Here is a 21,902-nt window from a genome sequence, read left to right on the forward strand (position 1 = left end):
ATAATTCGCCGGGAGTGGTATCCGGTTTAGCCAAAAACCAGGCAGGTCGTGATGGATATAGTATTTATAGAGCAACTTTCGGTAATCACCACTATCGGGGTGTATGACTGGGAACAGACCATCGAACAGAAACTGGTGTTCGATATCGAAATGGGCTGGGATAACGTCGCCGCGGCAAAAAGCGATGATGTGAACGACTGTCTGAGCTATGCCGACGTGAGTGAAGCGGTCATCAGCCACGTAGAAGGCCAGCGTTTTGCGCTGGTGGAGCGCGTGGCGGAAGAGGTGGCGGAGCTGCTGCTGAGCCGCTTCAATTCCCCATGGGTGCGCATCAAACTCAGCAAGCCTGGCGCAGTGGCGCGGGCCGCCAACGTCGGCGTCATTATTGAGCGTAGCCAAAATCTGAAAGGAAATATTAAACGGTATAAACGTTAAACCAATTCCTGTTAAATCAGTCTTACAGCTGTTCCTTTTACGGTTACCCTCGCGGTAACCCGTTTTTTCTGTCTTTTTAGGGGTTTATTGATGAGCGATATGCACTCCCTGCTGGTGGCAGCAATACTGGGTGTGGTCGAAGGATTGACAGAGTTTTTGCCGGTTTCCAGTACAGGTCACATGATCATTGTCGGTCACCTGCTGGGGTTCGAGGGCGAAACGGCGAAAACCTTTGAAGTGGTGATCCAGTTAGGATCCATTCTGGCGGTGGTGGTGATGTTCTGGCGTCGCCTGTTCGGCCTGATTGGCATTCATTTTGGTCATCCGCCGCATGAAGGTTCCGGCAAAGGGCGTCTGACGCTGCTGCACATTCTGCTCGGCATGATCCCGGCGGTGGTGCTGGGGCTGGTGCTCCACGACACCATCAAGTCGCTGTTTAACCCGATTAACGTGATGTATGCCCTGGTGGTCGGCGGTGTTCTGCTGATTGCCGCCGAGCTGCTGAAGCCGAAAGAGCCGCGCGCACCGGGTCTGGATGATATGACCTACCGTCAGGCGTTTATGATTGGCTGCTTCCAGTGTCTGGCGCTGTGGCCGGGCTTCTCCCGCTCCGGGGCGACGATTTCAGGCGGGATGCTGATGGGCGTGAGCCGCTATGCGGCCTCTGAGTTCTCCTTCCTGCTGGCGGTGCCGATGATGATGGGCGCCACCGCGCTCGACCTCTACAAGAGCTACCACTTCCTGACCGCCGGCGACATCCCGATGTTTGCGGTGGGCTTTATCACCGCCTTTATTGTGGCGCTGATCGCCATCAAAACCTTCCTGCAGCTGATCAAGCGCATCTCGTTTATCCCGTTCGCCATCTATCGCTTTATCGTGGCGGCCGCGGTTTACGTGGTCTTCTTCTGATTGCCCGCCCTCAGCCTTCAGGCTGGGGGCAACGCTTTTCCTTCCAGTCCGCTACCGCCTTAATCCGCCGTTTGGTTAACTCTTCCCGAATCTCCGGGCCTTTAAATCCGGCCTCGACCACCGCTTTCGTCGGCACGGCTTTCGCAACGATCCAGGCTTCGCGCAGCAACCGCCCCTGCGGATAATCGCAGGCTTCAAACCCGGTGCGCCCGCGCACGTCGGCTTCGCTGGTTAAGGCGATCTGCTCCACGCGCTGCGGCTTGCGCCAGGCGTCAATGCTGTCGAACAGCTTAACGATGGTGGCCGGTTTGAGGATCGGGAAGGTGTGGATCAGGTCATGGAACTCGGCGACCAGCTTCGCCAGATCGCGGATCTCATTAGGCACCCGCATCCGCTGGCAGACCTTTTCCACCAGACGCACGCCCGCCGGGCCGTGTCCGTGGTGGCGCGGCCATAACTCCGGCGGGGTTAATCCCTTGCCGAGGTCGTGGCAGAGGGTGGCAAAGCGGACATCCACCTCCGGGCTGAGCATCGCCGCCATGCTCAGGGTCATCAGGGTATGGATACCGGTATCGATCTCGGGGTGCCACTTCGCCGGGGCCGGTACGCCAAACAGCGCGTCCAGTTCCGGGAACAGCACCTTCAGCGCCCCGCAGTCGCGCAGCACCTGAAAGAAAACCTGCGGATTGCGCGTGGTCAGCGCATTCTCGGTCTCTTTCCACACGCGTTCGGGGGTAAGGTGTTCCAGCTCGCCTGCTTCGGTCATCGCGGTCATCAGCGCCAGGGTTTCATCGGCGATGCGGAAGCTCAGATGGGCATAGCGGGCAGCAAAACGCGCCACGCGCAGTACGCGGAGCGGATCTTCGGAAAAAGCGGGGGAAACATGGCGCAGAATGCGGTTTTGCAGATCCGTCTGACCGCCGTAGGCATCAATAATATGGCCGTCTTCATCCTGCGCGAGGGCGTTGATGGTCAGGTCGCGGCGCTGTAAATCGTCTTCGAGGGTGACGTCCGGGTCGGCATGGCAGGTGAAACCGGTGTAGCCGACGCCGGATTTGCGCTCGGTACGCGCCAGAGCATACTCCTGGCGGCTTTGGGGGTGCAGAAAGACAGGAAAATCGCGGCCTACCTGCTGGTAGCCCGCATCGAGCATCTCCTGAGGGGTGGCTCCCACCACCACCCAGTCTTTATCTTTGACCGGCAGACCTAACAACGCATCACGAACCGCACCACCGACCAGATAAATCTTCACGCCACACTCTCCCGTATCAAAATTTGGCAAAATAATACGTAAGTGTGGCAGAGATAGCGATTTAGTTCATCCAGCGGTCTTTACGCTTACGGCTCGGCACCAGATGCGGCAGCACCAGACCCAGCAGCAGACCCATACCCAGCACGCCGCCGCCATACATAAACCACTGCATGATGATGGTGCGCTGTTTGTCATCCAGCTGCAGGTTGGCTGCGCTCACCTTTTTCTGGGCGACGATGAGCTCGTTTTTCAGCTTCTGGTTTTCGTCTTTGAGACCGTTGATCACCCCGTCGCTCTGGGCCACTTTCTGCTGCATTTCAGCCGTGCGCTGATTCCAGGTGGCGTCGATGTTGGTGAGTTTGTCGGTCAGGGTTTTGACCTGGTTTTCCAGATCCGGCACGCGGGTGCGCAGGCTTGGGCTGGTGCTAAGCTCTTTCAACGGGATCCACGCGGTACGGCCGCTGCTGTCGCGCACCTGGCCATAGCTGGAGTCGGCGTTGCTCTGTAACAGCACCACTTCCTCGCCGGCATTAATCGTACCCACGAGGCGATAATTGTCACCCGGTCCACTGCGTACCCAGGTATTCAGTTCGTCAGAAACGTAGCGTTTCTCTTCAGCATGAACCGCTGTCGCGGCGCTAAAGGCAAGTAATGTCAGTCCGATTAGGCGTAATTTAAGCATCAGGCAGTCGTTATTTTCATAAAAAGTGGAACGATAGTAGTGGTAACGGCTTCTCCACGCAAAGGATTCGTCAGCATTCGGAATCCTCCGTGTACTGTTTGCCACTTTCGCAAACTCTACGGCCGTCAAATTGCTCATTGCGTGGCAATCTGGCGCAAAATACTATTTACTGACAAAAAACTGGCGAGTAAGTTCGCCTAAATTTACCCCGCAGTGCTGCAATCAAAAGAACAAGGCCATGGCTCAGGAAATCGAATTAAAGTTTATCGTTGAAAATGACAGCGTTGACGCGCTGAAAAACCATCTGCACCAGCTGACAGGTGAACATCACGAGCCGGTGCAACTGCTCAACATCTATTACGAAACCCAGGACCTGTGGCTGCGTCGCCATGATATGGGGCTGCGCATTCGCGGTGTTGATGGTCGCTACGAGATGACCATGAAAATCGCCGGTCGCGTGGTCGGCGGCCTGCATCAGCGCCCGGAATACAATATTGAAATCGACCAGCCTGCGCTGGATCTGGCCCGTTTCCCGGCGGAAGTGTGGCCGGAAGGCCAGTTGCCTGTAGGGCTGCAGGAGAGCGCCAGCCCGCTATTCAGCACCGATTTCTGGCGCGAAAAGTGGCTGGTGAACGAAGGGAAAAGCCGCATCGAAATCGCCCTCGACCGGGGCGAGGTGAAAGCGGGTGAGTTCCAGGAACCCATCTGCGAGCTGGAGCTTGAGCTGCTGGAAGGCCACGCCGATGACGTGCTGAAGCTGGCGCGCAAGCTGGTGACCCAGAGCGGTCTGCGTCAGGGGAGCCTGAGCAAGGCGGCCCGTGGCTATCATCTGGCCCAGGGCAATGCGCCGCGCACCCTGAAACCGCTTGAGATTATGCGTGTCGCGCCTAAATCGTCCATCGAGCAGGGGTTTGAAGCCTCGCTGGAGCTGGCGCTGAGCCAGTGGCAGTACCACGAAGAGCTGTGGGTCCGCGGCGTGAAAGGGGCGAAAGCCGAGGTGCTGGCGGCGATGGCGCTGGTGCGTCACAGCCTGACGCTGTTCGGCGGCATTGTGCCACGTAAAGCGAGCGCTCACTTACGCGATCTGCTGACCCAGACCGAAACCCTGATGGCGTCGGATGTCTCTGCCGAGACGGCGGTCTACAGCCCGCAAACCGCTACCGCGAAACTGGCGCTGACCGAGTTTCTGGTGACCCGCGGCTGGCGTACCTTCCTGGATGCAAAAGCGCAGGCCAAAATTGCCGATAACTTCAAGCGTTTCGCCGATATCCAGCTCTCCCGCCACGCGGCGGAACTGAAAACCATTTTCGCCCATCCGCTGGGCGACCAGTATGGCGATCAGCTGATTCGTCTGGCGCGTAACGTCGACAGCATGCTGCTTCTGTCAGGGGCGTACGACGGCCCGGTGGCCCGCGCCTGGCTGGAAAACTGGCAGGGGCTGCTGTATGCCATCAAGACCCGCCAGCACATTGAAATTGAGCATTTCCGTAACGAAGCCATTTCGCAGGAGCCATTCTGGCTGCACAGCGGAAAACGTTAACGCAGGCAAGGAACCCCCATGATGCCGCTTTCTTCACCCTTACAGCAGCAGTGGCAGACGGTATGTGAGCGTCTGCCGGAAGCACTACCCGCCTCGTCATTAAGCGAGCAGGCCCGGCAGATGCTGGCGTTCAGCGACTTTGTCCAGGAGAGTGTCACCGCCCATCCTGACTGGCTGACTGAACTTGAGGCCGCGCCGCCCCAGGCGGATGAGTGGCAGCACTACGCCCGGTGGTTAGGCGACGCGCTGGCGGAGGTCAGCGATGAAGCCGCGCTGATGCGCGTGCTGCGCCACTTCCGCCGTCGGGTGATGGTGCGCATCGCCTGGGCGCAGGCGCTGATGCTGGTGAGTGAAGAGAGCACGTTGCAGCAGTTAAGTCACCTGGCGGAAACCCTGATCGTCGCCGCGCGCGACTGGCTGTACAACGCTTGCTGCCTTGAGTGGGGCACGCCGTGCAGCGATGAAGGCACCCCGCAGCCGCTGCTGATTTTAGGGATGGGCAAGCTGGGCGGCGGCGAGCTCAATTTCTCGTCGGACATCGACCTGATCTTCGCCTGGCCGGAGAAGGGCACCACCCGCGGCGGACGCCGTGAGCTGGATAACGCCCAGTTCTTTACCCGTCTGGGCCAGCGGCTGATTAAGGCTCTGGATCAACCCACCCAGGACGGCTTTGTCTATCGCGTGGATATGCGCCTGCGTCCGTTCGGCGACAGCGGCCCATTGGTGCTGAGCTTTGCCGCGCTGGAAGACTATTACCAGGAGCAGGGGCGCGACTGGGAGCGCTACGCGATGGTTAAGGCGCGGATCATGGGCGATAACGACGGCGCCTATGCCTCTGAGCTGCGCGCCATGCTGCGCCCGTTCGTGTTCCGTCGCTACATTGACTTCAGCGTTATTCAGTCGCTGCGCAACATGAAAGGGATGATCGCCCGGGAAGTACGGCGTCGCGGCCTGAAAGACAATATCAAGCTGGGGGCGGGCGGCATCCGCGAGATCGAGTTTATTGTCCAGGTATTCCAGCTGATCCGCGGCGGACGCGAGCCGTCGCTGCAGTCCCGCTCGCTGCTGCCGACGCTTGAGGCTATCGCGCAGCTTAACCTGCTGGCGGAAGGCGACGCGCAAATCCTGCGTGACGCCTACCTCTTTTTGCGTCGGCTGGAGAACCTGCTGCAGAGCATTAACGACGAACAAACCCAGACCCTGCCGGGGGATGAACTCAATCGCGCCCGCCTCGCCTGGGGCATGCGCGTGGACGACTGGCAGGCGCTGACCGACGCGCTGGATGCGCATATGGCAGCGGTACGACGTATTTTTAACGACCTGATCGGCGACGATGAAAGCGAATCGCAGGATGATGAGCTGTCCGAGCACTGGCGCGAGCTGTGGCAGGATGCGCTGCAGGAAGATGACACCACCCCGGTGCTGGCGCATTTAAGTGACGACGACCGTCATCGGGTGGTGGCGCTGATTGCCGACTTCCGCCTTGAGCTGAACAAGCGCGCCATTGGCCCGCGCGGGCGGCAGGTGCTCGACCACCTGATGCCGCACCTGCTCAGCGACGTCTGCTCCCGCGCCGATGCCCCGGTGCCGCTGTCGCGCCTGACCCCGCTGCTCAGCGGGATCATCACCCGAACCACCTATCTGGAGCTGTTGAGCGAGTTCCCTGGTGCGCTTAAGCACCTGATTTCGCTCTGTGCCGCCTCGCCGATGGTGGCGACCAAGCTGGCGCGCTATCCGCTGCTGCTGGACGAGCTGCTCGATCCCAACACCCTCTATCAGCCGACGGCGACCGACGCCTACCGGGACGAGCTGCGCCAGTATCTGCTGCGCGTGCCGGAAGAGGACGAAGAGCAACAGCTGGAGGCGCTGCGCCAGTTTAAGCAGGCGCAGCTGCTGCGCGTGGCCGCTGCCGATATCGCCGGAACGCTGCCGGTAATGAAAGTGAGCGATCACTTAACCTGGCTGGCGGAAGCCATTATCGATGCCGTGGTCCATCAGGCGTGGGTGCAGATGGTGGCGCGTTACGGCCAGCCGAAACACCTTGCCGATCGGGAAGGGCGCGGCTTTGCGGTGGTGGGATACGGCAAGCTGGGCGGCTGGGAGCTGGGCTACAGCTCCGATCTGGACCTGATTTTCCTGCACGACTGCCCGGTGGATGTCATGACCGACGGCGAGCGTGACATCGACGGGCGTCAGTTCTACCTGCGCCTGGCCCAGCGCATCATGCACCTGTTCAGCACCCGCACCTCGTCGGGCATTCTGTATGAAGTGGATGCCCGCCTGCGTCCGTCCGGGGCGGCGGGCATGCTGGTGACGTCCACCGAGTCGTTCGCCGAGTATCAGAAGAACGAGGCCTGGACGTGGGAACATCAGGCCCTGGTGCGCGCCCGGGTGGTATACGGCGATCCGCAGCTGAAAGCGCAGTTCGATGCCATTCGTCGTGACGTGCTCACCGCCACGCGAGAGGGCCAGACGCTGCAAACCGAGGTGCGCGAGATGCGCGAGAAAATGCGCGCCCACCTGGGGAACAAACACAAGGATCGCTTTGATATTAAAGCCGATGAGGGCGGTATCACCGATATTGAGTTTATTACCCAGTATCTGGTGCTGCGCGACGCCCACGCCAAACCGAAGCTGACCCGCTGGTCGGATAACGTGCGCATTCTGGAACTGCTGGCGCAGAACGACATTATGGACGAGCACGAGGCGCTGGCGCTGACCCGGGCTTACACCACGCTGCGCGATGAGCTGCACCATCTGGCGCTGCAGGAGCAGCCCGGTCATCTGCCGCTCGACTGCTTTAACGCCGAGCGAGAGCTGGTGCGCGCCTGCTGGCAGAAGTGGCTGGTGGAACCGTGCGTAACAAAACAAGTGTGATATTATCGCGCGCAAATTGTGAATCTTTCTGGAGTCAGGAATGAAAGTAACACTGCCAGAGTTTGAACGTGCTGGAGTTATGGTTGTTGGCGATGTCATGCTGGATCGCTACTGGTATGGGCCAACCAGCCGCATTTCCCCGGAAGCCCCGGTCCCGGTGGTGAAGGTGGATACCATTGAAGAGCGTCCCGGCGGCGCGGCAAACGTGGCGATGAACATTGCGTCTCTCGGTGCGCATTCCCGTCTGGTGGGCTTAACCGGCATCGACGACGCCGCACGGGCGCTGAGCAAGACGCTGGCGGATGTGAACGTCAAATGTGATTTCGTTTCTGTTCCGACGCACCCGACCATCACCAAGCTGCGCGTGCTGTCGCGCAACCAGCAGCTGATCCGCCTCGATTTTGAAGAGGGCTTTGAAGGCGTGGATCCTGAGCCGCTGCACGAGCGCATCAACCAGGCGCTGGGCAACATCGGCGCGCTGGTGCTCTCCGACTACGCGAAAGGGGCGCTGGCCAGCGTTCAGCAGATGATCAAACTGGCGCGTGCTGCCGGTGTGCCGGTGCTGATCGACCCGAAAGGCACCGACTTCGAGCGCTATCGCGGGGCGACGCTCCTGACGCCTAACCTCTCTGAATTTGAAGCGGTGGCGGGTAAATGCAAAAGCGAAGATGAGATTGTCGAGCGCGGCATGAAGATCATCGCCGATTTTGACTTCTCCGCCCTGCTGGTGACCCGTTCCGAGCAGGGGATGACCTTGCTGCAGCCGGGCAAAGCGCCGCTGCATATGCCAACCCAGGCGCAGGAAGTGTATGACGTCACCGGTGCGGGCGATACGGTGATTGGCGTGCTGGCGGCCACCCTGGCGGCGGGCAACACCCTGGAAGAGGCCTGCTATTTTGCTAACGCCGCTGCAGGCGTTGTGGTGGGCAAATTGGGTACCTCTACCGTTTCGCCAATCGAGCTGGAAAACGCGGTGCGCGGTCGTGCCGATACCGGTTTTGGCGTGATGAGCGAAGACGAGCTGAAAGTGGCCGTTGCCGCCGCGCGTAAGCGTGGTGAAAAAGTGGTGATGACCAACGGCGTGTTCGACATTCTGCACGCGGGTCACGTCTCTTATCTGGCGAACGCGCGCAAGCTGGGCGATCGCCTGATTGTGGCGGTGAACAGCGATGCGTCTACCAAACGTCTGAAGGGCGAAACCCGTCCGGTGAACCCGCTTGAGCAGCGGATGATCGTGCTGGGCGCGCTGGAAGCGGTGGACTGGGTCGTCTCGTTCGAAGAAGACACCCCACAGCGTCTGATTGCCGGGATCCTGCCGGATCTGCTGGTTAAGGGCGGTGACTACAAGCCTGAACAGATCGCGGGTAGCGAAGAGGTGTGGGCTAACGGCGGGGAAGTGATGGTGCTCAACTTTGAGGACGGGTGTTCAACCACCAACATCATCAAGAAGATCCAGAAAGACAGCAAGTAGCCGTTACAGATCGTGCGGGCTGATGCCCGCACCCCAACATAAGCTTGTAGGCCCGGTAAGCGAAGCGCCACCGGGCGTTACAGGCTTAAGCCTGATCGTCCACCGGTGGGATCGCCGGGGCCGGTTTTACTTCATCAACAACATTACGGTTTTCCAGCTCGGTCAGGCGCTGCTCCAGCAGGGCAATCTTCTCGCGGGTGCGCAACAGCACCTGCGTCTGCACGTCAAATTCTTCACGGCTGACCAGATCCAGACGCATCAACTGCGCCTGCAGCACCTGGCGGATCTTTTTCTCAACATCATCACCAAACTCACGCACGCCTTTTGGCATGGATTCATGGACCTGGCGGGCAAGTTGTTCAATTTTTTTTGGGTCGATCATCATAGTTCCCTTGAAGAAAAGGTGTTTAGAACCATTGTAGCGCGTTACGGGGATCCTTAAACCAGAATTGTGTGAAGCTTATGCGTTGCCGAACATAATCATTAGCGTTATAGTTATCCCGCTTATTCTCAGGGCGGGGCGAAATTCCCCACCGGCGGTAAATCAACACCATGTTGAAAGCCCGCGAGCGCTTTGGGTGCAAACTCAAAGGTCAGCAGATCCGGTGTAATTCCGGGGCCGACGGTTAAAGTCCGGATGGGAGAGAGTAACGAACCAGCCGGGCGAGGCCCGCTCACGTTATTTTTTGCCGTACTACGGCGCTCCTAAGACTGCCCTGATTCTGGTAACCATAATTTTAATGAGGTTTTTTTACCATGAATCAGACGCTCCTTTCCTCTTTCGGTACCTCTACTGACCGTGTTGAGCATGCGCTTGCTGCGCTTCGCGAAGGCCGCGGCGTGATGGTGCTTGACGATGAAGATCGTGAAAACGAAGGCGATATGATTTTCGCCGCCGAAACCATGACCGTTGAACAGATGGCGCTGACCATCCGTCACGGCAGCGGTATTGTTTGCCTGTGTATCACCGAAGATCGCCGTAAACAGCTGGATCTGCCTATGATGGTAGAGAACAACACCAGCGCTTACGGTACCGGTTTTACCGTTACCATCGAAGCCGCCAGCGGCGTGACCACCGGCGTCTCTGCCGCTGACCGCGTCACCACCGTGCGTGCCGCCATTGCCGATGGGGCAAAACCTTCTGACCTGAATCGCCCAGGCCATGTCTTCCCGCTGCGCGCGCAGCCGGGCGGCGTCCTGACTCGCGGCGGTCACACCGAAGCGACTATCGATCTGGTGACGCTGGCAGGCTTCAAACCCGCCGGTGTCCTGTGTGAACTGACCAATGATGATGGCTCTATGGCTCGTGCGCCGGAGTGCATCGACTTTGCGGTTAAACACAACATGGCTGTTGTGACTATCGAAGATCTGGTGGCGTATCGCCAGGCGAACGAGCGCAAAGCCAGCTGATAACGCAGCATAAAAAACGCCGGGTTAACCCGGCGTTTTTTTATCCTATTCCTGCCGTCTGGAGCAGCACCAGACTGAGTCCCATCACCGACATCCCGCACAGCACGCCGTAGCTGGGGTTATTATTCGGGTCGATCTCTTTGGCGAGCGGCATCAGCTCATCTACCGACAGCGCCACCATAATGCCCGCCACTGCCGCCATAATGGCTGCCATCACAATCGGCGAGATCAGGCTGCCGAGAATAAGCCAGGCCAGCACGCCGCCTGCGATCTCCGCCATCCCGGAAATACCTGCCCAGAACACCGCTTTACGCTTTGACCCGGTGGCCGCATAGACCGGTCCGGCAACCGCCAGCCCTTCAGGGATATTGTGCAACGCCACCGCCAGGGCAATGCCAAAGCCTAACTCCAGATTGTTGCTGGCGGTCACGTAAGTGGCAACGCCTTCCGGGAAATTATGCAGGCTGATACCCAGGGTCAGCAGCAGCGCGGTACGACGCAGATTGCGCGGCAGCGGCTGAGTTCCTTTTTGCATCAGATCCTGCGGGTGCGCATGGGGTAACATTCTGTCCAGCGCAAAATAGCCCAGCAGGCCAAAGACAAACATCCCGTAGCCAAGCACCGGCGACATACCTTCGGTGCCAAGGGCGGCGGGTAGCATCTCCATCAGGGAGATAAGCAGCATAATCCCGGCGGCGAAGCCGAGGGAAAATGCCAGCACGCGGTTTGAGGGCTTCTGGCCCAGCACGCCGAGCATGGCACCGATAAAAGTGGCGGCGCCTGCAAGAATAGTCAGAATCAGGGGAACTGACATTCACCTCTCCTTATGATAATGATTCTCATTCATATTAAAGGCTAAACGCGCGTAAAGCGAGCGGGTCCAGGCGCCTTTACAGATCTCTTACATTCAAATTTCCTGATGATCTTCATCATGGTTATCTGAGTTCATCTTATCCTGATAACAGGTAAGGTAAAGCTATCAAATCGACATCTTGTGTAAGGATATCATCATGACATCTTCTCGTATGCCAGCGCTGTTTTTAGGCCACGGTAGCCCCATGAACGTGCTGGAGGATAACGTCTATACCCGCACCTGGCGTCATCTGGGAGAGACGTTGCCGCGTCCGAAAGCTATCGTGGTGATTTCTGCACACTGGTTTACCCATGGTACCGGCGTCACCGCGATGGAAGCACCGAAAACGATTCATGATTTTGGTGGTTTTCCGCAGGCGCTGTACGACACGCACTACCCGGCACCGGGTTCGCCGGCCCTGGCGCAGCAGCTGGTGGAGCTGCTGGCACCTGTCCCGGTCGCTCTGGATAAAGAGGCGTGGGGTTTTGACCATGGCTCCTGGGGCGTGCTGATAAAAATGTATCCCGATGCCGATATCCCGATGGTGCAGCTGAGTATCGACAGCACCAAACCCGCGGCCTGGCACCTGGAGACAGGCAAGAAGCTTGCGGCGCTGCGTGACGAGGGCATCATGCTGGTGGCCAGTGGCAACGTGGTGCATAACCTGCGCACCGCCCGCTGGCATGGTGAAAACACGCCATATCCGTGGGCGACATCGTTCAACGATTACGTAAAAGAAAACCTGACCTGGCAGGGGCCAGCAGAGGAACATCCGCTGGTGAACTATCTCGCGCACGACGGCGGTTCACTCTCCAACCCGACGGCGGAACATTTCCTGCCGCTGCTCTATATCTTAGGCGCGTGGGATGGTCAGGAACCGATTACGACTCCGGTGGACGGCATCGAGATGGGCAGTTTGAGTATGTTGTCGGTGCAGGTGGGGTAATCAATAAATGCCGGGTGGCGGCTTCGCCTTACCCGGCCTACGGGTTCGCATGGTTTTGTAGGCCGGGTAAGCGCAGCGCCACCCGGCAAATCAACTACTCAATAAAAATATGCGGATAGAAGCGCGACAGATCCTGGGTGATCAGCGCGCGATCTTCGCGAATGCCAATCCCGGCGGGCTGGTCGTTGATCAGCCAGCTGCCGATCAGCATGTAACTGTCGCCATACTTAGGTAGCTGACAGAACTGCTGGACGATCATCCCTTCTTCGCCATACGGACCTTCTACCGCTTCCACGGTGTTACCGTTTTCGATAATCGATACGTTAGCCCCTTCGCGGGAGAAAATCGGCTTTTTGACATACTTATCCATCTGCGGATAGTCATCTTCCGCGAAGTAGGCAGGCAGCAGATTCGGATGATCCGGGAACATCTCCCACAGCATTGGCAGCAGGGCTTTGTTGGAGATGATGCTCTTCCAGGCCGGCTCCAGCCAGCGCACGCCAGCGTCTTCCAGCTTGGTCGAGAACATTTCGCGCAGCATGTATTCCCACGGGTAGAGCTTGAAGAGGTTGCTGATCACCTGATCCTGCAGGTCGGTAAACTGGCCTTTTTCACCGAGCCCGATATCTTCCATGTAGAGGAATTCGCTGGCAACGTCTGCCTCGGCGGCGCAGTCCTGCAGGTACTGTACCGTACCGCGATCTTCAACCGTGTCACGACAGCAGGCAAAGTGCAGCAGATTGAAGCCGTGCTGCTCGCGCAGTTCAGCGAAGCGCTCAATCAGCTTCTCCTGCAGGCTGTTGAACTGGTCGCTGCCCTCCGGCAGGTTGCCTGCGTTCTGCTGATCTTCCAGCCAGATCCACTGGAAGAAGGCCGCCTCATACAGGGAGGTCGGCGTATCGGCGTTGTTCTCAAGCAGCTTCGGCTCGCCGGTACCATCCCACGCCAGATCGAGGCGGGAATAGAGCGACGGCTGGTTGGTTTTCCACGACTGACGCACAAAGCCCCAGGTGTGTTTCGGAATGCGGAATTTGGTCAGCAGCTCATCGCTGGCAATCACCTTCTCCACCACCTTCAGGCACATCTGGTGCAGCTCTGCCGTGACCTCCTCCAGTTTTTCAACCTGGGCGAGGGTCAGCTTGTAGTAGGCATCTTCACACCAGTACGGCTCGCCGTACATGGTGTGGAAGTTGAAACCGTATTCGGTGGCTTTTTCGCGCCAGTCCGGGCGCTCAACAATACTGACTCGTTCCATTATCAGCCGCCCATGGAGCGTGTTGAAGTGCCGGCCGCGCTGCGCTGCATGGTGCTCTGTTTAGCAACAGACTCACCAAAGCCGCCGCGGGTGACGGTGCTGGTGGTAGCCGGTTTTGGCGCCATGGCGGTTTTCGGAACGGTCATGGTGCGGCCTGGCTGGGCTGCGCCGTAACCTTTACCGCTGGCATCGGTGTACTGGCCGTATGCCGGGCTGGCCGGGTTTTTCGAACTGAACAACGGCTGCTGCTGGTAGCCTGCGCCGCCGCTCATCAGACGACCCATCATGTAACCGGCCATTAATGGCATCCAGAAGCTACCGCTGGATTGTGCCTGGGCCTGGTTTTCAGGTGCCGTGCCCGCCTGAGCCGGAGCAGGTGCCTGCTGGCATTGACCTTCGCCAAATTCCGCCACGCAGTCTTCACGGCTGGCGTATTTCGGCGCGGTACGTTCCGCTTCCTTCAGGGCGTTGTTGTATGAAGCGGTACACTCCGCGCTTTTACCGGTGGCTGCAGCACAGTCATCGGCATTCTGATAGAGGGATACCGTTTCGTCGGTTTTCTCACAGCCTGCCAGCATAAACACAGCGCCCAGCGCCAGGGCGACAGGAGTGAGGTGACGAGCGCTCCAGCTTTTGCGGAACGTCGCGTGATTAATGGATTTTGTCCGTTTCATGATTGTCTTCCAGGACCCAGTGGTAAAACACAGAAAATAAGGCTCAGAATAGAGGATGAGTGGTGGAAATTGAAGCGATGGGGGCGAATCTGGGGGATCTTTACGTTGGCTTACGTTTTTTTGTCGGACAGCGCGATACTACCCGGCCTGGAGAGCTCCGGCCGGGTATAAGCATCAGTTAGCGTTGGTGCTTGCAGCGGCTGCGGTTAAGCCATCAGCAGAGGCAACCTGCTGTGGATTTTCCGGAGCCACGACTTCTGGGGTAGTGGAGATGGGTTTACCCAAAGAGCCGTTCAGTGCCAGAAGATCCTGCTCGTTCAACGTACCCAGCGCTTGCTTGATGTTCAGCTGGTTAATCAGGTAGTTGTAACGGGCGTTGGAGAGTTGTTGTTTGGCGTTGTACAGCGTGGTGGTCGCATCCAGCACGTCAACGATGGTACGGGTACCTACCGCGTAGCCAGCTTCAGAAGCATCCAGTGAGCTCTGGGCAGAAACCACGGCCTGTTTGTAGGCGTTGATGCTGCTGACAGAGGCGTTCACGTTGTTGAAGGAGGAACGCACGGTCTGCACCACGCTGCGGTGCGCGCTTTCAAGCTGCTCGCTGGCACCCACAAAGTTGTACTGCGCCTGTTTGACCTGAGAATTAACCTGGCCGCCCTGATAGATTGGCAGGGAGAAGTTCAGGCCGATTTTATTCTGGCCGACATCGCTGTCGTTGTACTGGGCACCGCTGGTTCTGGAACCGCTGTAGCTGGTATTAGACACGCTGGTAGACGCGCTCAGGCTCAGGGTTGGCAGATGACCATCCTGTGCCAGGCGGATCTGCTCGCGGGCCAGATCCTGGCTCAATCGCGCCTGCAGCAGGCTGAGGTTACGGTTTTCAGCTTCTTTCAGCAGGGCATTCACCGCCTGCGGCTTTTCGGCTTTGAAGCGATCAACGTTCAGCGAGGCCAGCTGTGGATAGTAGTTGCCGGTGACCTGACGCAGCTGTTCTACGGCGTTATCCAGATCGTTACGCGCCGTCACTTCGTTCGCCAGTACGCTATCGTACTGTGAACGGGCGTTCTGCACGTCGGTGATCGCTACCAGTCCCACGTTGAAACGCTGGGTGGTCTGATCTAACTGGCGGTAGATGGCTTGTTTCTGCGCTTCAATATAGGAGAGCGTGTCGATTGAGCTCAGTACTTTGAAGTAGGCGGTTGCGGTATTGAGGATCAGCGTTTGCTGGTCGGTCTGATAAGTGACATCCTGAATACCGGCCGATTTTTCCTGCAGGCTCAGGTTACGCCATCTGGACATATCAAACAGCGTCTGGGTTAACTGGAGTGAACCGCTGGTTACGTTAGAATCGACGCCGTTAGCATCACGGTAACCGTTGTTATAGCTATAATCTGCACCTAAACCCAGCTGTGGTAATAATGGGCTGCGTGCTTCATTAATCTTTTCAAATGCAGCATCACGATCGGCGGCGGACTTACGCAGTTCCGGGTTGCTCAGACGTGCCTGCTTATAAACCTGCATCAGGTCCTCTGCCTGACTCAACGCGCTGAAGCCCGTCAGGCTCAGGCCGATGAGGATGGGGAGCAATTTCTTCATTTGCTTTCCTTGTTGTGAAGCTCTTTGTTAGCGCTGATCTAATTAAAAAATATCTACCGATTCTAGCAGACTTCGCCACTGCAAAAGGTTGGCGTTCCGTGCCATGCGGCGGTAACTTGCACCAATTTACCATACTGAGTTAGAAACCGCAGTTAAGCAAAATTGAATTTCACGTTAACGTCACCATTTATAACAGGATGCAAACATGCATAAACCAGAAAAGATGCCAGTGACTTTCACAAAAAACGATGTAGAAATTATTGCACGAGAAACGCTCTACAGCGGATTTTTTTCACTGGAATTGTACCGTTTTCGCCACCGTCTGTTTAACGGCGAAATGAGTGGCGAAGTGAAGCGCGAAATTTTTGAGCGCGGGCATGCCGCAGTCTTGCTACCCTTTGACCCAATGCGGGACGAAGTGGTACTGATAGAGCAGATTCGCATTGCCGCGCTGGATACCAGCGAAAGCCCGTGGCTGCTGGAGATGGTGGCCGGGATGGTTGAAGCGGGCGAGACGCCGGATGACGTCGCGCGTCGTGAGGCGATGGAAGAGGCCGGGCTGATTGTCGGGCGCACAAAACCGATTTCGAATTATCTGGCAAGCCCCGGTGGCACCAGCGAGCGTTTATCGGTTCTGGTAGGCGAAGTGGACGCCACGACCGCACAAGGTATTCACGGTCTGGTTGATGAAAACGAAGATATTCGTGTTCATGTGGTAAGTCGGGAGCAGGCTTATCAATGGGTAGAAGAGGGGAAAATCGACAACGCGGCTTCTGTCATCGCTTTGCAATGGCTCCAGCTGCATTATCAGGACTTACGAAACGAGTGGAAAAAATGAAGCGTTATACACCTGACTTCCCTGAAATGATGCGCCTGTGCGAAACCAATTTCGCCCAGCTGCGCCGATTGCTGCCGCGTAACGACGCGCCCGGCGAAACAGTGAGCTATCAGGTGAGCAACGCGCAGTATCGGTTAACGATTACAGAATCAACCCGTTACACTACGCTGGTGGAAATTGAACAAACGGCGCCTTCCATCAGCTACTGGAGCCTGCCGTCGATGACGGTGCGGCTGTACCACGACGCGATGGTCGCTGAAGTGTGTTCAAGTCAGCAGATCTTCCGCTTCAAAGCGCGATATGATTACCCAAATAAAAAGTTGCATCAACGTGACGAAAAGCATCAAATTAATCAGTTTTTGGCCGACTGGCTACGATACTGTTTAGCACATGGAGCGATGGCGATTCCGGTTTGTTAGCGTCGTGAAACCTACCTAAGGACACCATTTGGAAAGCCTGTTGAACCTGACTGTTGCTGGTGGGGCGCCAGTCAGGGTATTACAAATTACCGATACTCACCTGTTTGCCAATAAGCATGAGACCCTGTTAGGTGTGAACACCTGGGAGAGTTATCAGGCTGTTCTGGAAGCCATTCATGCCCAGAAGCGCGAATGCGATCTGATAGTCGCAACGGGCGATTTGGCGCAGGACCAAACCGCCGCGGCTTATCAGCATTTCGCTGAAGGTATCGCGAGCTTTAACGCGCCCTGCGTCTGGCTACCCGGAAATCACGATTTTCAACCTGCGATGTACAGCGCGCTTCAGGATTCAGGCATTTCTCCAGCCAAAAGGGTTTACACCGGTGACAACTGGCAAATTCTGCTGCTCGACAGCCAGGTCTTCGGCGTACCGCACGGTGAGCTGAGCGATTTTCAGCTGGAGTGGCTCGAAGCGAAACTTGAGGCCGAGCCGGCGCGTCACACCCTGCTTTTACTGCATCATCATCCGCTGCCGGCAGGATGCAGCTGGCTCGATCAGCACAGCCTGCGCAACTCTGCCTCGCTGGATCAGGTGCTGGAAAAATTCCCCCGGGTGAAGCACTTACTCTGCGGCCATATTCACCAGGAGCAGGATCTCGACTGGAACGGTCGCCGCCTGCTGGCTACGCCTTCTACCTGCGTGCAGTTTAAACCGCACTGCGCGAACTTCACGTTAGATACCATTGCGCCAGGCTGGCGCTGGCTGGAACTGCATGCCGACGGCTCGTTGACGACCGAAGTCTGCCGCCTGCAAGGCACCGAGTTCCGCCCGGATACCGCTTCAGAAGGATACTGATGTCTGCGCTCCTCTATCTGCACGGGTTCAACAGCTCCCCGCGCTCGGCAAAAGCGACGCTGTTTCGCCAATGGCTGGAAGTGCATCATCCCCACGTTGAGATGATCGTCCCGCAACTGCCGCCGTACCCGGCAGACGCCGCCGAAATGCTGGAGGCCATCGTCATGGCGCACGGCGGCGAGTCCTTTGGCGTGGTGGGCTCCTCCCTCGGCGGCTACTACGCCACCTGGCTGTCCCAGTGCTTTATGGTCCCTGCTGTGGTGGTAAACCCGGCGGTGCGGCCTTTTGAGCTGCTGGTGGGCTATCTCGGCCACAACGAGAACCCCTACACCGGACAGCAATATGTGCTAGAGTCTCGCCATATTTACGACCTCAAAGTTATGCAGATTGATCCGCTGGAAGCGCCAGATCTCATCTGGCTGCTGCAACAGACGGGTGATGAAGTGCTGGATTATCGCCAGGCAGTGGCGTATTACGCCTCCTGCCGCCAGACTGTAGAAGAGGGCGGTAATCATGCCTTCACGGGCTTTGAGGATCATTTCACCCAGATTGTCGATTTCCTTGGTCTGCACAGCCTCTGACAATCGCTGCGAATTGCTAGTTTAAATCATGACGCAAACCTATAACGCTGATGCCATTGAGGTACTCACCGGGCTTGAGCCGGTTCGCCGCCGTCCGGGGATGTACACCGATACTACGCGCCCAAACCATCTGGGCCAGGAAGTTATTGATAACAGTGTTGACGAAGCGCTGGCGGGTCATGCCAAACGCGTTGACGTTATCCTGCATGCCGACCAGTCGCTGGAAGTGATCGACGACGGCCGCGGCATGCCTGTCGATATCCACCCGGAAGAGGGTGTGCCGGCCGTTGAGCTGATCCTCTGCCGCCTGCACGCGGGCGGTAAGTTCTCCAACAAAAATTACCAGTTCTCGGGTGGTCTGCACGGGGTAGGTATCTCCGTGGTCAACGCCCTGTCAAAACGGGTTGAAGTGACCGTTAAGCGCGACGGCCAGGTCTACAACATCGCCTTCGAGAATGGCGATAAAGTGCAGGATTTGAAGGTGATCGGCACCTGCGGCAAACGCAATACCGGCACCAGCGTCCACTTCTGGCCGGACGAGAGCTTCTTCGACAGCCCGCGCTTCTCCGTCTCACGCTTAACGCACATTCTGAAAGCGAAAGCGGTGCTTTGCCCTGGGGTGGAGATCACCTTCAAGGATGAGGTCAACAACAGCGAACAGCGCTGGTGCTACCAGGACGGCCTGAACGATTACCTGGGCGAAGCGGTTAACGGCCTGCCGACCCTGCCGGAAAAACCCTTTATCGGTAATTTTGCCGGTGATACGGAAGCGGTGGACTGGGCGCTGCTGTGGCTGCCGGAAGGCGGCGAGCTGCTGACCGAAAGCTACGTTAACCTGATCCCGACCATGCAGGGCGGAACGCACGTTAACGGCCTGCGCCAGGGCCTGCTGGACGCGATGCGTGAGTTCTGCGAATACCGCAATATTCTGCCGCGCGGCGTGAAGCTGTCGGCGGAAGATATCTGGGAGCGCTGCGCCTACGTCCTCTCCGTGAAGATGCAGGATCCGCAGTTTGCCGGGCAGACCAAAGAGCGCCTCTCCTCGCGCCAGTGCGCGGCGTTTGTCTCCGGCGTGGTAAAAGATGCCTTCAGCCTGTGGCTGAACCAGAACGTGCAGGCCGCAGAGATGCTGGCCGAAATGGCAATTTCCAGCGCCCAGCGCCGTCTGCGTGCCGCGAAGAAAGTGGTGCGTAAAAAGCTCACCAGCGGCCCTGCGCTGCCCGGCAAGCTGGCGGACTGTACCGCGCAGGATCTGAACCGCACCGAGCTGTTCCTCGTCGAAGGGGACTCCGCGGGCGGGTCGGCCAAGCAGGCGCGCGATCGTGAATATCAGGCGATCATGCCGCTGAAGGGTAAGATCCTGAATACCTGGGAAGTCTCTTCCGATGAGGTGCTGGCGTCACAGGAGGTGCATGACATCTCTGTGGCGATCGGTATCGATCCGGACAGCGAGGATCTGAGCCAGCTGCGTTACGGCAAGATCTGTATCCTTGCGGATGCGGACTCCGATGGTCTGCACATCGCCACCCTGCTGTGCGCGCTGTTCGTGAAGCACTTCCGTACGCTGGTGAAAAACGGCCATGTGTATGTGGCGCTGCCGCCGTTGTACCGTATCGATCTCGGTAAAGAGGTCTATTACGCCCTGACGGAAGAAGAGAAAGCGGGCGTACTGGAGCAGCTCAAGCGCAAGAAGGGCAAACCTAACGTGCAGCGCTTTAAAGGGCTGGGCGAGATGAACCCGCTGCAGCTGCGCGAAACCACGCTCGATCCAAATACCCGCCGTCTGGTGCAGCTCACCATCAGCGATGAAGACGAGCAGCAGACCAACGCGATGATGGATATGCTGCTGGCCAAGAAGCGCTCGGAAGACCGCCGCAACTGGCTGCAGGAGAAGGGCGACCTGGCGGATATCGAGGGCTGATACCTGAAAACCCTGCGATGCAGGGTTTTTGCTTTCAGGGGCAGATAAAGCCGGCAAACAGATCGTTCAGCGATTCACTCATCGTAGGATGGGTGAAAATTTGATCCCGCAGAGCGGTATACGGCAGCCCGGCATCCATCGCCGTTTTGACGATATTGACCATTTCATGTGAATCAGGGCAGAGCAGTGAGACCCCTAAAATTCGCTGGCTGTCCGCATCTACCACCGCTTTGAGCACACCACGGGTATCATCGATGACTCTTGCACGCGGGATAGCCGCAACGGGCAGGGTGGCAACTTTGATGTTTAATCCGCTGGCGCGCGCCTGCTCCTCCGTCATACCCACCCGTGAAAGCGGGGGCGTCATAAACACCGAGTAAGGCACGTTCTGGCGATCGTCCGTTGTGCGTTTCCCTTCACCCAGCAAGCTATCGCGCACGATGCGAAAGTCATCGAGGGAAATATAGGTAAACTGCAAACCTCCGGTGACATCCCCCATCGCCCAGATATTATCGGCAGAGGTACGCAGGTATTTATTGACGATGATGCCTCCGCGGCTATCGACATCCACACCCGCATTCTGCAACTGCAGCTGTTCCGTGGCCGGTTTGCGCCCGGAAGCGACCAGCAATGCGTCAACGTCATCAACCCCCTCTGGCGTATGGATGAGTACGCGACCCTCCCGGGAAGAAAGCGCCTGCACCTGGGCATTGAGGATAATGTTGACGCCATCATCACGCAGCAGGGCTGCTATGGCATCGGCGACATCACGATCTTCGCGCGGCAGGAACAGGGGAGCCGCTTCGTAGATGGTCACTTTGCTGCCAAAGTTGGCAAAAATCGACGCGAATTCCACTCCGATGTACCCCCCACCGAGAATGCCGAGGTGCTCTGGCTGGGTGGTCAAATTGAGCAGTCCGGTGCTGTCATACACGCCGGGCGTGGTGGTGATCCCGTCGATATCCGGGACGACAGATTGCGCGCCAGTATTAATGAATATCTTGTTACCCTTAAGTTCAATCACCCCGTCATCCTGATACACGCGAACGCTGGTGTTATCGATAAACTCAGCCCGCCCATCAATGATGTCAACGTTCTCTGACTGCGCCAGATTGACGTAATTTTTCTCACGTAAAAATTCCACCACAGAGGATTTACGTTCCATTGCTGCGGCAAAGCCGTGTTTCTGGTGCGCACCATGAACCAGGGTCTTGGTTGGGATACAGCCGATATTGATGCAGGTTCCGCCGTACATTGAACTGGACTGTTCAACGATCGCCACTTTCCACCCCTCTTTTGCCAGGGTTGCTGCCAGAGTTTTCCCCGCCTTGCCAAATCCGATAATGATTGCCTGATACTGTTCCACAGCGTCTCTCCACGTGTCTGG

20 protein-coding genes and 1 riboswitch are annotated in these 21,902 nt (G+C 57.6%); of the genes, 12 read left to right on the forward strand and 8 right to left on the reverse strand.

Annotation, left to right across the window (positions count from 1 at the left end; all coding sequences use genetic code 11):
- Positions 1-51 precede the first annotated feature (51 nt).
- Complete coding sequence (gene folB, locus K5I40_RS11935; protein WP_223074601.1) at positions 52-435, forward strand: bifunctional dihydroneopterin aldolase/7,8-dihydroneopterin epimerase; 384 nt, start codon at positions 52-54, stop codon at positions 433-435.
- 90 nt (positions 436-525) lie between these two features.
- Complete coding sequence (bacA, locus tag K5I40_RS11940; RefSeq protein WP_039031758.1) at positions 526-1,344, forward strand: undecaprenyl-diphosphate phosphatase; 819 nt, start codon at positions 526-528, stop codon at positions 1,342-1,344.
- A gap of 10 nt (positions 1,345-1,354) precedes the next feature.
- Here bacA and K5I40_RS11945 read toward each other — a convergent pair whose 3' ends face one another.
- The gene (locus tag K5I40_RS11945) at positions 1,355-2,596 is read right to left on the reverse strand and encodes a multifunctional CCA addition/repair protein (protein WP_039031759.1); all 1,242 of its coding nucleotides are present in this window, start codon (positions 2,594-2,596) and stop codon (positions 1,355-1,357) included.
- 61 nt (positions 2,597-2,657) lie between these two features.
- Positions 2,658-3,278, reverse strand: coding sequence for a TIGR04211 family SH3 domain-containing protein (locus K5I40_RS11950; protein ID WP_039031844.1), 621 nt, complete (start codon positions 3,276-3,278; stop codon positions 2,658-2,660).
- A gap of 238 nt (positions 3,279-3,516) precedes the next feature.
- On the opposite strand from K5I40_RS11950, the gene K5I40_RS11955 reads away from it, so the two are divergent.
- From K5I40_RS11955 to hldE, 3 genes are read left to right on the forward strand one after another with little or no spacing between them, the layout of a single operon-like run.
- Positions 3,517-4,818 carry an inorganic triphosphatase gene (locus tag K5I40_RS11955; protein WP_223074602.1) on the forward strand — a complete coding sequence of 434 codons (1,302 nt, stop codon included), beginning with the start codon at positions 3,517-3,519 and terminating at the stop codon, positions 4,816-4,818.
- An 18-nt stretch (positions 4,819-4,836) separates the two neighbouring features.
- Positions 4,837-7,695 (forward strand): bifunctional [glutamate--ammonia ligase]-adenylyl-L-tyrosine phosphorylase/[glutamate--ammonia-ligase] adenylyltransferase, encoded by a 2,859-nt coding sequence (glnE, locus tag K5I40_RS11960; protein WP_223074603.1) that lies wholly within the window; start codon positions 4,837-4,839, stop codon positions 7,693-7,695.
- A 40-nt stretch (positions 7,696-7,735) separates the two neighbouring features.
- The gene (gene hldE / locus K5I40_RS11965; protein WP_223074604.1) at positions 7,736-9,166 is read left to right on the forward strand and encodes a bifunctional D-glycero-beta-D-manno-heptose-7-phosphate kinase/D-glycero-beta-D-manno-heptose 1-phosphate adenylyltransferase HldE; all 1,431 of its coding nucleotides are present in this window, start codon (positions 7,736-7,738) and stop codon (positions 9,164-9,166) included.
- Positions 9,167-9,251: 85 nt separating this feature from the next.
- On the opposite strand, the gene K5I40_RS11970 is transcribed toward hldE, so the two are convergent.
- Entirely contained in the window at positions 9,252-9,548 is a 297-nt protein-coding gene (locus tag K5I40_RS11970; RefSeq protein WP_138370240.1) for a ubiquinone biosynthesis accessory factor UbiK, read from the reverse strand.
- Positions 9,549-9,668: 120 nt separating this feature from the next.
- Positions 9,669-9,819, forward strand: a riboswitch (FMN riboswitch).
- A gap of 103 nt (positions 9,820-9,922) precedes the next feature.
- Here K5I40_RS11970 and ribB point away from each other — a divergent pair.
- Positions 9,923-10,576, forward strand: a complete 654-nt coding sequence (gene ribB / locus K5I40_RS11975; RefSeq protein ID WP_139563642.1) for a 3,4-dihydroxy-2-butanone-4-phosphate synthase — start codon at positions 9,923-9,925, stop codon at positions 10,574-10,576.
- 40 nt (positions 10,577-10,616) lie between these two features.
- Here the strand turns inward: ribB and zupT are convergent, their stop codons facing one another.
- Complete coding sequence (gene zupT / locus K5I40_RS11980; protein WP_039031764.1) at positions 10,617-11,390, reverse strand: zinc transporter ZupT; 774 nt, start codon at positions 11,388-11,390, stop codon at positions 10,617-10,619.
- Between the two features lie 196 nt (positions 11,391-11,586).
- Here zupT and ygiD point away from each other — a divergent pair, with 196 nt between their 5' ends.
- Positions 11,587-12,375, forward strand: coding sequence for a 4,5-DOPA dioxygenase extradiol (gene ygiD, locus K5I40_RS11985; RefSeq protein ID WP_223074605.1), 789 nt, complete (start codon positions 11,587-11,589; stop codon positions 12,373-12,375).
- Between the two features lie 94 nt (positions 12,376-12,469).
- Here ygiD and K5I40_RS11990 read toward each other — a convergent pair whose 3' ends face one another.
- From K5I40_RS11990 to tolC, 3 genes are all read right to left on the reverse strand, one after another.
- On the reverse strand, positions 12,470-13,630 hold the full coding sequence (locus tag K5I40_RS11990; RefSeq protein WP_139563640.1) for a glutathionylspermidine synthase family protein: 1,161 nt from the start codon (positions 13,628-13,630) through the stop codon (positions 12,470-12,472).
- A gap of 2 nt (positions 13,631-13,632) precedes the next feature.
- Positions 13,633-14,304 carry a DUF1190 family protein gene (locus K5I40_RS11995; RefSeq protein WP_138370236.1) on the reverse strand — a complete coding sequence of 224 codons (672 nt, stop codon included), beginning with the start codon at positions 14,302-14,304 and terminating at the stop codon, positions 13,633-13,635.
- A gap of 174 nt (positions 14,305-14,478) precedes the next feature.
- Entirely contained in the window at positions 14,479-15,900 is a 1,422-nt protein-coding gene (tolC, locus tag K5I40_RS12000; RefSeq protein ID WP_039031768.1) for an outer membrane channel protein TolC, read from the reverse strand.
- Between the two features lie 205 nt (positions 15,901-16,105).
- Between tolC and nudF the strand changes: the two genes are divergently transcribed.
- Genes nudF through parE form a run of 5 tightly spaced genes read left to right on the forward strand, consistent with a single transcriptional unit; the run spans position 16,106 to position 20,515 of the window.
- Positions 16,106-16,738, forward strand: a complete 633-nt coding sequence (gene nudF / locus K5I40_RS12005; protein ID WP_223074606.1) for an ADP-ribose diphosphatase — start codon at positions 16,106-16,108, stop codon at positions 16,736-16,738.
- Complete coding sequence (locus K5I40_RS12010) at positions 16,735-17,157, forward strand: DUF1249 family protein (protein ID WP_003862516.1); 423 nt, start codon at positions 16,735-16,737, stop codon at positions 17,155-17,157. The genes nudF and K5I40_RS12010 overlap by 4 nt, the downstream gene beginning before the upstream one ends.
- A 28-nt stretch (positions 17,158-17,185) precedes the next feature.
- Complete coding sequence (gene cpdA, locus K5I40_RS12015; RefSeq protein WP_039031770.1) at positions 17,186-18,013, forward strand: 3',5'-cyclic-AMP phosphodiesterase; 828 nt, start codon at positions 17,186-17,188, stop codon at positions 18,011-18,013.
- Positions 18,013-18,594 carry an esterase YqiA gene (gene yqiA, locus K5I40_RS12020; protein ID WP_039031771.1) on the forward strand — a complete coding sequence of 194 codons (582 nt, stop codon included), beginning with the start codon at positions 18,013-18,015 and terminating at the stop codon, positions 18,592-18,594. Before cpdA ends, yqiA begins: the two co-directional genes overlap by 1 nt.
- Positions 18,595-18,622: 28 nt before the next feature.
- Positions 18,623-20,515, forward strand: coding sequence for a DNA topoisomerase IV subunit B (parE, locus tag K5I40_RS12025; protein ID WP_039031772.1), 1,893 nt, complete (start codon positions 18,623-18,625; stop codon positions 20,513-20,515).
- A gap of 34 nt (positions 20,516-20,549) precedes the next feature.
- Here the strand turns inward: parE and rclA are convergent, their stop codons facing one another.
- Positions 20,550-21,881 carry a reactive chlorine resistance oxidoreductase RclA gene (gene rclA, locus K5I40_RS12030; protein ID WP_223074607.1) on the reverse strand — a complete coding sequence of 444 codons (1,332 nt, stop codon included), beginning with the start codon at positions 21,879-21,881 and terminating at the stop codon, positions 20,550-20,552.
- Between the last annotated feature and the right edge of the window lie 21 nt (positions 21,882-21,902).

The sequence above is a fragment of the Leclercia sp. LTM14 genome (assembly GCF_023736175.1).
Taxonomy (GTDB): Bacteria; Pseudomonadota; Gammaproteobacteria; order Enterobacterales; family Enterobacteriaceae; genus Enterobacter; species Enterobacter barmai.

Excerpts from the sequence above, each read along its gene's own strand:
- folB (WP_223074601.1), top strand. The coding sequence starts at position 52 with ATGGATATAGTATTTATAGAGCAACTTTCGGTAATCACCACTATCGGG.
- bacA (WP_039031758.1), top strand. The coding sequence starts at position 526 with ATGAGCGATATGCACTCCCTGCTGGTGGCAGCAATACTGGGTGTGGTC.
- K5I40_RS11950 (WP_039031844.1), bottom strand. The coding sequence starts at position 3,278 with ATGCTTAAATTACGCCTAATCGGACTGACATTACTTGCCTTTAGCGCC.
- K5I40_RS11955 (WP_223074602.1), top strand. The coding sequence starts at position 3,517 with ATGGCTCAGGAAATCGAATTAAAGTTTATCGTTGAAAATGACAGCGTT.
- glnE (WP_223074603.1), top strand. The coding sequence starts at position 4,837 with ATGATGCCGCTTTCTTCACCCTTACAGCAGCAGTGGCAGACGGTATGT.
- hldE (WP_223074604.1), top strand. The coding sequence starts at position 7,736 with ATGAAAGTAACACTGCCAGAGTTTGAACGTGCTGGAGTTATGGTTGTT.
- K5I40_RS11970 (WP_138370240.1), bottom strand. The coding sequence starts at position 9,548 with ATGATCGACCCAAAAAAAATTGAACAACTTGCCCGCCAGGTCCATGAA.
- ribB (WP_139563642.1), top strand. The coding sequence starts at position 9,923 with ATGAATCAGACGCTCCTTTCCTCTTTCGGTACCTCTACTGACCGTGTT.
- zupT (WP_039031764.1), bottom strand. The coding sequence starts at position 11,390 with ATGTCAGTTCCCCTGATTCTGACTATTCTTGCAGGCGCCGCCACTTTT.
- ygiD (WP_223074605.1), top strand. The coding sequence starts at position 11,587 with ATGACATCTTCTCGTATGCCAGCGCTGTTTTTAGGCCACGGTAGCCCC.
- K5I40_RS11990 (WP_139563640.1), bottom strand. The coding sequence starts at position 13,630 with ATGGAACGAGTCAGTATTGTTGAGCGCCCGGACTGGCGCGAAAAAGCC.
- K5I40_RS11995 (WP_138370236.1), bottom strand. The coding sequence starts at position 14,304 with ATGAAACGGACAAAATCCATTAATCACGCGACGTTCCGCAAAAGCTGG.
- tolC (WP_039031768.1), bottom strand. The coding sequence starts at position 15,900 with ATGAAGAAATTGCTCCCCATCCTCATCGGCCTGAGCCTGACGGGCTTC.
- nudF (WP_223074606.1), top strand. The coding sequence starts at position 16,106 with ATGCATAAACCAGAAAAGATGCCAGTGACTTTCACAAAAAACGATGTA.
- K5I40_RS12010 (WP_003862516.1), top strand. The coding sequence starts at position 16,735 with ATGAAGCGTTATACACCTGACTTCCCTGAAATGATGCGCCTGTGCGAA.
- yqiA (WP_039031771.1), top strand. The coding sequence starts at position 18,013 with ATGTCTGCGCTCCTCTATCTGCACGGGTTCAACAGCTCCCCGCGCTCG.
- parE (WP_039031772.1), top strand. The coding sequence starts at position 18,623 with ATGACGCAAACCTATAACGCTGATGCCATTGAGGTACTCACCGGGCTT.